This is a genomic window from Caenispirillum salinarum AK4 (assembly GCF_000315795.1).
Lineage (GTDB): Bacteria > Pseudomonadota > Alphaproteobacteria > Rhodospirillales > Rhodospirillaceae > Caenispirillum > Caenispirillum salinarum.
Genome location: NZ_ANHY01000040.1, coordinates 17,407 through 27,774, shown reverse-complemented (window position 1 = coordinate 27,774; position 10,368 = coordinate 17,407). Strand labels below are relative to the sequence as shown.

Annotated in this window: 9 protein-coding genes; all 9 read right to left on the bottom strand. The window is 67.5% G+C overall.

Annotated elements, in window-relative coordinates; translation table 11 throughout:
* Nucleotides 1-451: 451 nt before the first annotated feature.
* From C882_RS22330 to C882_RS22290, 9 genes are read right to left on the bottom strand one after another with little or no spacing between them, the layout of a single operon-like run.
* Nucleotides 452-2,173: a capsular polysaccharide export protein, LipB/KpsS family gene (locus C882_RS22330; protein ID WP_009542966.1), complete on the bottom strand. Its 1,722-nt coding sequence runs from the start codon at nucleotides 2,171-2,173 to the stop codon at nucleotides 452-454.
* A gap of 4 nt (nucleotides 2,174-2,177) precedes the next feature.
* Nucleotides 2,178-3,170: an SDR family NAD(P)-dependent oxidoreductase gene (locus C882_RS22325; protein ID WP_009542965.1), complete on the bottom strand. Its 993-nt coding sequence runs from the start codon at nucleotides 3,168-3,170 to the stop codon at nucleotides 2,178-2,180.
* Between the two features lie 2 nt (nucleotides 3,171-3,172).
* Complete coding sequence (locus C882_RS22320) at nucleotides 3,173-3,859, bottom strand: acylneuraminate cytidylyltransferase family protein (RefSeq protein WP_009542964.1); 687 nt, start codon at nucleotides 3,857-3,859, stop codon at nucleotides 3,173-3,175.
* Entirely contained in the window at nucleotides 3,856-4,230 is a 375-nt protein-coding gene (locus C882_RS22315) for a CBS domain-containing protein (protein WP_009542963.1), read from the bottom strand. The genes C882_RS22320 and C882_RS22315 overlap by 4 nt, the downstream gene beginning before the upstream one ends.
* Before the next feature lie 11 nt (nucleotides 4,231-4,241).
* The gene (neuC, locus tag C882_RS22310) at nucleotides 4,242-5,375 is read right to left on the bottom strand and encodes a UDP-N-acetylglucosamine 2-epimerase (RefSeq protein WP_009542962.1); all 1,134 of its coding nucleotides are present in this window, start codon (nucleotides 5,373-5,375) and stop codon (nucleotides 4,242-4,244) included.
* Between the two features lie 47 nt (nucleotides 5,376-5,422).
* The gene (locus C882_RS22305; protein WP_009542961.1) at nucleotides 5,423-6,454 is read right to left on the bottom strand and encodes an N-acetylneuraminate synthase family protein; all 1,032 of its coding nucleotides are present in this window, start codon (nucleotides 6,452-6,454) and stop codon (nucleotides 5,423-5,425) included.
* Nucleotides 6,451-7,560: a hypothetical protein gene (locus C882_RS22300; RefSeq protein WP_152415473.1), complete on the bottom strand. Its 1,110-nt coding sequence runs from the start codon at nucleotides 7,558-7,560 to the stop codon at nucleotides 6,451-6,453. Before C882_RS22300 ends, C882_RS22305 begins: the two co-directional genes overlap by 4 nt.
* A gap of 50 nt (nucleotides 7,561-7,610) precedes the next feature.
* On the bottom strand, nucleotides 7,611-8,915 hold the full coding sequence (locus C882_RS22295) for a glycosyltransferase (RefSeq protein ID WP_043647263.1): 1,305 nt from the start codon (nucleotides 8,913-8,915) through the stop codon (nucleotides 7,611-7,613).
* Nucleotides 8,912-10,366 carry a lipopolysaccharide biosynthesis protein gene (locus C882_RS22290; RefSeq protein WP_009542958.1) on the bottom strand — a complete coding sequence of 485 codons (1,455 nt, stop codon included), beginning with the start codon at nucleotides 10,364-10,366 and terminating at the stop codon, nucleotides 8,912-8,914. The genes C882_RS22295 and C882_RS22290 overlap by 4 nt, the downstream gene beginning before the upstream one ends.
* Nucleotides 10,367-10,368: the final 2 nt, after the last annotated feature.

The window sequence follows — 10,368 nt, the reverse complement described above, 5'->3', positions numbered from 1 at the left end:
ACCTCAAGGACAATTGGCTGTCAGATCGCATCTTTCAGGACCTCAATGCCGTCGTAACCGCGTGCTGTGACACCTGGAACGCCGCGCTGGCCGAGACCGGAACAATCCGCTCCGTCTGCTCCACTGGATGGGCGAAGGTCACCAATTGACGGAACTGGTATCGGGCGGCCTTGCGGCCGTAGTAGACGCAGTGGATGCCGCCGGGTAGGCCCAGCCGCTCCAGGCTCACCGGCTGCGGGCGAAGGTGGCAAACGCCTGGCGCGCCGAGAGCGCCGTCGGCAGAAGCCGGAAGAAGCAAGACCGCCCCTGCACGCCCTAACGGGCGAAGGCGTACGCATGGCGCCCCCGCCGATGAGACGCTTGTTGCCGAAGACAAAGCGTTCGCCGGTGGCGGTGTTGAGTAGGCTCCGGCCGAACGGGTCAGAGGGTTTATGGCCCCCCGCGGAGGCCATCATACCACCTGCCCTTGCACCTCTTCTTCCGGCGCCGCGATCATCCGTTCCGTCACGCAGTCCTGCGCGCCCGAGCGCAGCCAGCCCGCCATGGCCCGGATGTCGTCGCATGCCATGAGGTCGGCGGCCGCCTCCGGCCGCACCTCGACCTCCAGCGTCGCGCCATGCTGCTGGGCATAGCGGAAGCAGACCGATCCCATCTCCAGCGGCCGCGCCAGGAACACGCCGTAGGCGTAGCGACGCGCCAGTTCCACCGTTTCCGCCGCCGGCGGTTCGGTTTCCTCAATCCGCGCCAGACGCTGGCGCCACGCATCGGGCGTCGTGATGTCGTCCGTGAAGCCCAAGCCGTCGTAGCGGCCGGTGCCGGCGGTCAGGACGGTCAGACCAAGCATCGCCGCCTCAATCCCCACGGTGCCCCGGACGGTCAGGCAGACGTCGCCCACCGAGAACAGGGACAGGGTGGAAATCTCTGTATCCGGTGGCAGCACCCGAATGTGCGGCGGCACGGGCCCGAACTCGGACAGCACCTCCATTTCGGAAAACTGGCCGTCGATGCCATCCCGCTGGTTCTTAACCACGTTGGCAGGATGGACCTTGATGATCCAGTTGACGCGGTCATTCTCCCACGCCGCCCGCACGCTTTCGCGGAACCAGTCGGCATAGTCGCGGAACACGTCGCGCCCCCAGAAGAAGGTCGCGTCCCAGAAGATGTGCGGGAACAGCAGCACAGTCTTCTTGGCCGGATCAAGCTCCAGCCGAGTCAAAACCGTATTGCGGTCCAGCATGCGCGTGTTGAACTGCGTGCCCACTTCGCCATACCACTGGCCGGAGCCGTAACAGTGTTCGAGTTCGCCGCGCAGGCTGTCCCAGTGCGCGTCGGTCCACGTCATGGCGCGCAGGCGTGTCCAGGTGTCGTCGGACAGGGAACTGGGGTGGACGTTGGCGTTATCCGGCCCATAACGCTTGAGCATCAACGTGTTGTCACGGTGAGCCGCGTTGAAGGTGATGGGCCGGATGCCCGCCGCGATGCAAATCTCGAACAGCGGTCCTTCGGGCGTGTAGCCGCGATCGACGAAGACGCCCAGGTCCGGCCGCCACGACTCTATCAGCGCCATTCCGGCTGCGGTGTGGTCGAGCGTGCGGCGCAGCGCCACCTCCATGTGCGCCCGCACCTGCGGATCGGCAACGTCGATGTGCCCCTGCCGCAGCCGCCGCATGAGGGTGGAAACGGCATACTTGCCGACGGCGATGCCCTGCCACGACAGCGCCAGCACGTCATCCTGGGTGCGGCAGCGGCTGAAGGACTCTAGAACGACGTCGGCCTCGGCGTTCTCCGCCTGGTCTTCCCAGTAGGCGAAGCGCGTGATTCCACACGACTCGTAAATCCGCCGTTCCTGCGTATTTCCACGCGACGGCAGGACGACCACGGGCGCAAAGCCGGCCGCGACCACGCCGGCCAGTACCGGCAACTGCTGCGCGATGTAGGCAACGCCGCCCATGCCGATCACCAGCGCGGTGCGGTCCTGGCCCGCCGCCGCCGCCTCTATCTGGGCACGGACGGCCGCCAGCTGCTCTCGAAGTGCGGCAAGCTCCGCCTCGTCGCGCCGCCGGGCAGCGCGGGCCGCCGGGCGCAAGGCAAGGGCCGCCCGCGCCCATCGAGACAGGCCGGTGCGGCGCAGCAGGCGCTTGAGGTTTTCCTTGGTCCGGGGGTCCAGAGCCATGTTGTCAGCCCTCCCCGGCCGGCGCGCGGCGGTCGATGCCCATCATCGGCGCCAGCCCCTCGGCGAGCGTGACGGACGGAACGACGCCCAACGCCGACGTCACGCGCGCGATGTCGCAGGACGAATGGCGGATGTCGCCCGGCCGCTCCGCCTCGAACACGGCATCGCGCACGGAATGGCCGGCACGGCGGGCCAGGCCCGACATGACGTCCAGCAGTTCCAGGAGCGTCACGGCATGGCCCGCGCCCACGTTGTAGAGCGGCGCCGCGCCTTCGGAGGCCGCAACGGCCGCGGCCCGGATGACGGCGGTGACGTCGCTGACGTGGCAGAAGTCACGGGTCTGCTGGCCGTCACCATAGATCACCGGAGCCCGCCCTTCCGTCAGCGCCTTGCGCCACGCCGGGATCACCGCGGCATAGCCGCCCGTCGCCGACTGGTGAGGGCCGTAGACGTTGAAGAACCGGAGCCCCGTGACGGTCGCGCCGGGATGGGCCTTCACATGCGCCGCCGCCGCGCGCTCGTTGGCAAGCTTGCTCTCGGCGTAAGGGCTCATGGGCCGGGTCTCGGCCTCCTCCACCAGCGGCAGGTTCGGATTGTCGCCGAACACTGCGCTGGAGGAGGCATAGACGATCCGCCGCGCGCCGCCGGCACCAGCGACGCGCAATATGGTCTCGAAGCCCTCGGTGTTGATGCGGTGCGTCGTGGACGGATCGGCGACCGAGGCCGGCACCGAAACCTGCGCCGCCAGGTTCACGATCACATCGGTGCCGCTCATGGCCTCCGCCAGGGCGGCTTCGTCCAGCAGGTCGGCCTCCACCAGACGGAAGCGCTCGCCACCCGCCGCGCGCAGGCGGTCGACGTTGGCGGCGGTGCCGGTGGAAAGGTCGTCCAGCACGATCACCGACCGGCCGTCGCGCAGCAGACGCTCGGCCAGGTTCGAGCCGATGAAGCCGGCGCCGCCGGTGATGAGCCAGGTGCGGTCGGGCACGTCCGTCATCGTCAGTCCTCCACTGGACGGCGGCCGGAGGCGAGCAGTGCCTCGGCCAGGGCCAGGTCGTCGGGAGTGTTGATGTCCAGCGCCTCGCGCCAGCCGATGGGGCGGCCCTCGACGCCGCGCCCCAGAATGATGCCGCTGTCACGCAGGGCCGCCACGCGGGTCACGTAAATGGCGCTGTTCTCCTCGAACAGCGGCTCCCGGTCCTGCTGGCGGCGCGGCGCGTCGGGGAACAGGCGCCGGAACGAGCCGTCGGGCAGACGCCGCCAATAGTCGCCGCGCGTTTCCGTCACCGACATCAGGCAATCCACCTCCGCCGGCAGATCATGCACGGCGTCGGCGAAGGCCCGGATGGTCGACGCCTCGCGGAAGGGCGAGGTCGGCGGCAGGGTCATGATCCACTCGTCGTGCCGGCCCTCGTCGGCCAAAACGTCCAGAACGTGCAGAAGCGCCGCCTCGGTCGAGGCGGTGTCGGAGGCCAGGTCCGCCGGGCGCATGATGACGCGGGCGCCGCAGTCGCGCGCCACCGCGGCAATGGGCTCGGCGTCGGTGGAGACCACCACATTCGCCAGCAGCCCGGCGTCGCGCGCCTGGTCCAGGGTACGCGCCAGCAGCGGACGACCCGCCAGCGCCGCGATGTTCTTGTGCGGGATGCGCTTGGACCCGCCGCGCGCGGGCACGACAACGATCATGCGCCGGGCGCCTCGTCACGCAGATCGCAATGAGCGAGCACCTCGAACAGCGTCACCACGTCCGTGAGGCGGAATTCCTCGTCGACCACGGGCACCAGCGTGATGCCGTGCTTGCGCATGAGGTCGAAGGCCGCGCGGCGGTCGTGCTCGCGCAGGAACTTGAAGCCGTGGCTCACCCAGTCCGCGATGGGCCCGTGCACGTCGCTGCCATGCAGCAGGGCCTTCATGATGTCGCCTTCGGAAAGGACACCGACCACCTTGCCGTCGGCAACGGCGACGACGCAGCGGTTCTTGTTCTCGCGAATCGCCTGGGCGGCGTCGATGATGCGGGCGGACAGCGGAATGACGAGCGCGGCGAGACGATCTTCCATGGCACGATCCCTCAGTACATCAGCCGCTTGACGAGCAGCCGGTCATCGATGGGCATTTCGGTCAGAATGTCGAGGATGCGTTCCGACGACCGGCCGTCACCGTAGGGATTCTCGCACGTTCCCAGGGTGCTCTGAAACGCCGGCGACAGGGCCTTGTCGATGGCCGCGCAGATGGCGTCCACCTCGAACGGCGCGTTGATGACGTTGGTGCCCTGCACGCGGTCGGCCTGGCGGCGCCCCAGATTGACGGCGGCCACCTTGAAGGTCGGCGCCTCGAGCAGTCCCGAGCTTGAGTTGCCCACCATGGCGGCGGCGTGCTTCAGGAACCCCAGGTAATCGCGCCGGGTCAGGTTCTCGAAAACCATGGTGTCCGGCCCGCGGTGCTTGAGCAGCGCCCGCCGCACGGCATGGGAGCCCGCGTCGTTGTTGGGCAGGATCCACACCTTGGGCATGTCGTAGCGGCCGACGGCCTGCGCCATGGCCTGCACCTGCTCCACGGCGAGGTCCATCTCCTCGGTCACCGGGTGCTGGACGGCCAGCAGGTAAGGTTTGGTGGCGTCCAGGTCGTAGCGGTGAGCCAGCTCCGTGGCCGGCGTCACGTCGTCCTTGACCAACTCGTCGAGCTGTGGCGCCCCGACGTTGTGGATGCGGAACGGTTCCTCGCCCAGGCGCGCCAGTCGGTCGGCGGCGTCCTGGTTGGCGGCGAAGTGCAGATGGACGAACTTGCCGATGGCATGACGCGCCACGCCGTCGATGTTGCCCGAGCGCTCGCCGGCCTGGATGTGGCACACCGGCGTGTAGGTGTAGGCGGCCGCGACGGCGCCCATCAACTGCTCGCCCCGGTCGCCCGCCAGGACCACCCAGTCGGGCTTCTCGCGGTTGATAGTCTCGACAAAGGAGGTCAGGAAGACGCCCAGCGACTTCACCATGGTGATGTGGTTGTGGCCTTCCAGCGACATGAAGATGTCGTCGCAGACCTTGTAGCCCTCCGCCCGGATTTCATCGACCAGCGAGCCGTGGCTGGACAGCAGCAGCATGTTCGTGGCGCAGATACCGTAGTCGATGCCGCGCCCGACGCACAGGTCGATGATCGGCCGGATATAGCCCCACTCCCCGCGGGAGCCGTTCAGGAACAGAAGCTTCATCACCTTCCCCCTTCGGCCGCACGGGTTCGGCGACCGCCCATCCATGATCACGCCGATTCCAGATCGTCCCAGGACAGCAGAACGTTATCCGCGATGTCCCGAACCGCGCGGCGGCCGACGACCTCGTCCATGCGGTGCGAGGGAATGCCGGTCCCGGGGCGCTTGGACCACACCATGTCCTCGCCGATCACCTCACCGGCCTTGATGGCGCGGGTGGAAACGATGGAGCGGAACGCCCAGGTGCGAATCTGCTGCTCGCGGCCGTGAACCTTCTTCTCGGCGCCCAGCGAGGCTTCCACTTTGCGGATGCCGTCGACTAGCGTCGCGAGGTCGCGGAAGTCGATGCTCACCGACTGGTCGGGGCCGGGCGTGCGCTTGTCGAGAATGACATGCTTCTCGATCAGGCAGGCGCCCAATGTCACCGCGGCGTAACAGGTGAACAGGTCCGGCGTGTGGTCGGAATGGCCGATCACCGCCTTGGGGAACCGTTCGATCATCTGGTTGATGACGCGCAGGTTCACGTCCTCGTACACCGGCGGATACTCGCTGACGCAGTTCATCAGCGCCAGGTCGGTGCCGCGGGTCGCCAGGGCCTCGTAGGTGCGCTGAATTTCGTCGAAGGTCGCCATGCCCGTGGAGATGATCATGGGCTTGCCCAGGCTGGCGATGCGCACCAGCGACGGGACGTCCGTCATCTCGCCCGAGCCGATCTTGAACGCCGGCACGTTCAGAGGCTCCAACTCCTTCGCCGCCGCCCAGCTGAACGGAGTGCACAGGTACGTGATGCCGATGTCGTCGCAGTACGCCTTGATCTTGCGGTGCTGCTCCAGCGTCAGGGCGTGCTTCTTCAGGAACTCGTAGAGCGGTTCCTCGAAGTTGTCCGACATGGGGGTGTCGGGCAGCATTTCCTCGTCGGGCAGGTGGTGCTGGTACTTCACCGCGTCGGCGCCGGCCAGCTTGGACTGGCGCGCCATTTCGATCGCCGCATCCAGGTCGCCCATGTGGTTGTCGCACGCTTCGGCAATGATGTAGGCCGGATGGCCGGGACCGACAGGGCGACCCGCGATTTCAAAGCTCATGATTGATTCTCGGCACAGGTGGCAAAGACTTCGGCATAGCGCTTGATAACGCTTTCGCGAAGGGCGAGCAACCGCTCGCGTTCGGCATCGGCGGATGAGACCAAGCGCCGGATTTCGGCCACCACGGTGTCGCGATCGAGCTTTTTCGTGAAATAGGACGGCAAGCCCATCTCCGCCGTGGTGCCGATGCGCGTGTCGTTTCCGACCACAAGCGACGGCACGCCGATGCCGGCCAGGGCCACGCCCGCGTGGATGCGGCTGACAAACCCGACCTTGGCGTTGGCGATGATGTGGCCGTATTCCTCTTCGGTCTGGGGGAAGTGGATGGGAAGGTCCGGCGCCAGTTGGCGGGCCAGCTTGCGCTCGTAGAGCGAATGGCACAGGAGCTCCACCCGCTGCCCGTCCGCCCGCAGGTCCGCGACGACGCCCCGCACCAGATCCATCCATGCGGCGGGGTCGACGCCCTGGTCCCAGTCGGTGTTCGAACCCTTGGCCTGGAAATTGATAATGATCGGGCGCTCGTCGCGCGGCGTGCCGGAGCGGTCGGCCTCGTCACGGAACCGCTGGAAGAACCGCCCGGACCCTATCGCGATGCACGGGATCACCGGGGCCTCAACGCCGATAGTGCCGTAAAGCCGGCAGGCGTCGTGCTCGCGCACGGTGATGGCGCGGGTGATGCCGGTGGAGGTCTTGTAGAACGCCTCATCCTCGGGCGACAGGCGCTCGGGAATGCGCTCCAGCGGAAATCCGCTTCCCACCGCGGCGTCGAGGACCGGGGTGCCGCGGAACGCGAAGGCACCGTTGAAATGGTGCATCAGAAGGCGCATCTGCGGCGTCGCCGCCGCGCCGCTCACCAGGTTTGGGCCGCCGCAGGCCACCGCCAGGTCGAACTCCAGCGGCTGCGTCTGCGCCCACATCTTTTGATAGACATCCTCTCGCGCCAGCCGGCGGCGCAGCCACATCAGGCGGTCGTGGCGCAGCTTGTCTATCCAGCGGGTCCAGTGCCCCTCGGGATAGACCGAGAAGGGGTGGTGCTGCTCGAAATGGGCAATGCGGACGTCCTCCCCGAACGCCTCACGCGCCACCGCCTCGGCGCCCAGCGCCATGAAGTTGTGGCCGATGTTGCCGAAACGGTGGGACAGAAGGGCGACGGACCTCATGCGGCAACTCCGGTTTTGCGAGATGTCAGGCGGGCGTCCAGGTCCCGGATCAGTTCCCCGACCACGCGGGCCGGGTTGAAGGCCGTGGTCAGCATTTCGATGCCGCCGGCGGCGACGGCGCGGCGCAGGGCCTTGTCGCGCCCGGCCTCCACCACCAGGTCGGCGACGGCCTCCGGCGTATCGCCCAGCAGCGCGTTCTCGCGGTGGCGGATTTCCGGCATGGCCTCGGCGCTGTCGGAGAAGCCGACGACGCAGGCGCCAAGCGACCACGCATGGAGAAAACGGGTATGGCCGACCTTGAACCGCTGGCTGTTGTTGGCGACCAGGAACACGGGCGCCGACAGGATCTCGGCGTCGATGTCGTCCACGAACCCACGGACGCGGATGTGCGGGTCGTTCAGCAGCGGGGCCACCGACGGATGCGGCTTGCCGCCGCCGAACAGGTGGACCTCGAACGCGCCCTCGCCCAGCTTTTCCTTCAGGCGCGGCACTATCTGGGTGGCCAGCGTCATCAGGCCGAAGCTGTTGCCGGTGGCCGAGATATTGCCAACGTTGCCGACGATCTTCAGCGGCGCCGTCTGCTCGGAAGCGTCGCGGCCAGCCTGCCAGTCCGCGTGGACGGCGCCCGGCCACATGTTCTGAAGGTAGCGGGCGTTGACACCGGCCGCGGCGTAGTCGGCGGCGTCGTTGGCCGCGACGTTCCACATCAGGTCGTACCGCCGCATGGCGGCAAGGTGCCCGGCGCGCGTGACCTTCAGCCGCATCACGTCGCGCGCCCGCCCCAGCAGCGAACGGCCACCCAGCCAATCCTCCAGCTCCATGCGGGCCTCCAGGACCTTGTGGTCGGGATTGCCGGCGTAGTTGAACTTGGGTATCGGCAGGGAGCTCGCCATGTAGCCGGCGGTCTCGGCCCAGATCGCGAGCACGGCGTCGGGCATCTCGCCGCCCAGGGACCGCAACAGCTTGTCCTGCTGCCCCGTGCCGACGATCAGGCGGTCAGAATGGCCCGCCGCCACCGCCTTGAGCTTGTTGAATGCGCCCGCGCCGGCCGCCGGAGTCAAGTCGGCCTTCACCGGCTCATGAAAATGCACGCCAAGCGCCTTCAGGTCCTCCACCTCCGGGCCGGCGGCCCCGGGCATGGCGGTTTCAAAGGCGTTGATGACCACGTAGCGCACATCGAACAAACCCGAGCGCGCAAGATGACACGTGATCTGGTGGCAGATCACGTTGGCGGCTTCCCGGTTTCCCACGACATGCGGCCAGACGCCACTGACGATGAGCAGACGGGGCAAGGCAGTCATGCAGATTGTCCGTTGGGTTGCGAGGCGCTCTCTCCGGTATCGGGGAGGCCGCGGTACTTGAGAAACACCATTAGCGACCGGCGGACGGCGAATGCCATGACCGCCACCAGGAACGCAAGGACGAGAACGCGCGGCAGGATGCCCGGACTGGCCGTATCAGTCCAGACATAAGTTCCGGCCGCGAGCACCAATCCAACCACCACCCACCAGTCGGCGAAGGCCAGGCGGTGAATCCGGCGCCCTGCCCGGACGATCAGGCTCCGCGTGACCACCATTTGCAGAACCGCCGCCAGCGCCGCCCCCATCGCGCCCAGCCAAGGCACCAGACCCGCCAGGGCGGCCAGACCGCACACCGTTCCGATCGCGGCGGCATTGCCGGTGTGCTGCCCTTCGCCGCGCGCAATCAACAGCACCATGTAGGGCTTTCCGGCGGTCTGTATGAGCAGGCTGCACAACAGGATGATGGCGAAGGGGGTCGCCTCCACGAACTTTCCCGACGTCAGAAGGCTGATGATCTCACGCCCGAACAGCGCAAAGACGATCGCCATGCCCGCCAATCCCGCCTGCACGACGTTCCAGCTCGCGCGGGTCAGGCGGAAGGTGGGTTCAGGCTCGTTGGCTTCGGCCAGATTGACCGGCCAGACGGCACGGGACACCGCGTTCAGCGCCAGCATGGCCCAGTTGCGATAGAGCTGCGCATGGGAAAACAGACCGACTGCGGCCACCGTGGTCCACGACCCAAGATAGCTGCGCTCGAACAGGCTGCGCCCCGACTCCGCCAGCGAGGCCCGCCCCACGGAGACGGCCTTCGACCGCATGGCGTCGAACCACCGGCGCCCCTTGGGGCATCGCAGGGTCTTCCACAGCGCGCCAATGCCCACGAGAAACAGCACGCCATGGCCGGCCGCGTTTCCGATGAACAGGGCCAGGTCCGGCATGGGCCAGACGAAGAGGAGCACAAGCACCACCGCGGCATTGGTCAGTGCCTGCCCTATGGTGCCAATGGCAAAGGCGGCCGCCCGCCCTTCGAGCATGAAGACCTCTGAGGCGACCACCCAGGGCGCGCCGACGACCGCACCGAGAAGGCAGATCATGATGCCGGTGCGCAGGGCTTCGTCAATTTCCATCACCTGCGGCAGGAGCAGGATTGCGGCCGGCAACAGGATAAGGGCGGCGACGACCGCACCGACATAGGCGGCAATGACAGCGGCCGCGGATATCTCGCCGCGGAGCGCGTCCTCGACCCTCAGATAGTGTTCGGACAGCACGAAGCCGATCGCCGCCGCCCCCATGGCCGTGGCGAGCGTCGCGACGGCCATGGCGATCGCAAGCGCCCCGTACTCCGCGGCCCCGATGACCTGCGTCGCAAACGGCAGCACCGCCACACTGATGCCCGCGCCGGCCAAAGACGCGAGCATGTACCAGGCCGACCGCTTGACGAGAAACGACATTG

Excerpts from the sequence above, each read along its gene's own strand:
- C882_RS22290 (WP_009542958.1), bottom strand. The coding sequence starts at position 10,366 with ATGTCGTTTCTCGTCAAGCGGTCGGCCTGGTACATGCTCGCGTCTTTG.
- C882_RS22300 (WP_152415473.1), bottom strand. The coding sequence starts at position 7,560 with ATGGCGCTGGGCGCCGAGGCGGTGGCGCGTGAGGCGTTCGGGGAGGAC.
- C882_RS22295 (WP_043647263.1), bottom strand. The coding sequence starts at position 8,915 with ATGACTGCCTTGCCCCGTCTGCTCATCGTCAGTGGCGTCTGGCCGCAT.
- C882_RS22315 (WP_009542963.1), bottom strand. The coding sequence starts at position 4,230 with ATGGAAGATCGTCTCGCCGCGCTCGTCATTCCGCTGTCCGCCCGCATC.
- C882_RS22325 (WP_009542965.1), bottom strand. The coding sequence starts at position 3,170 with ATGACGGACGTGCCCGACCGCACCTGGCTCATCACCGGCGGCGCCGGC.
- C882_RS22305 (WP_009542961.1), bottom strand. The coding sequence starts at position 6,454 with ATGAGCTTTGAAATCGCGGGTCGCCCTGTCGGTCCCGGCCATCCGGCC.
- C882_RS22320 (WP_009542964.1), bottom strand. The coding sequence starts at position 3,859 with ATGATCGTTGTCGTGCCCGCGCGCGGCGGGTCCAAGCGCATCCCGCAC.
- neuC (WP_009542962.1), bottom strand. The coding sequence starts at position 5,375 with ATGAAGCTTCTGTTCCTGAACGGCTCCCGCGGGGAGTGGGGCTATATC.
- C882_RS22330 (WP_009542966.1), bottom strand. The coding sequence starts at position 2,173 with ATGGCTCTGGACCCCCGGACCAAGGAAAACCTCAAGCGCCTGCTGCGC.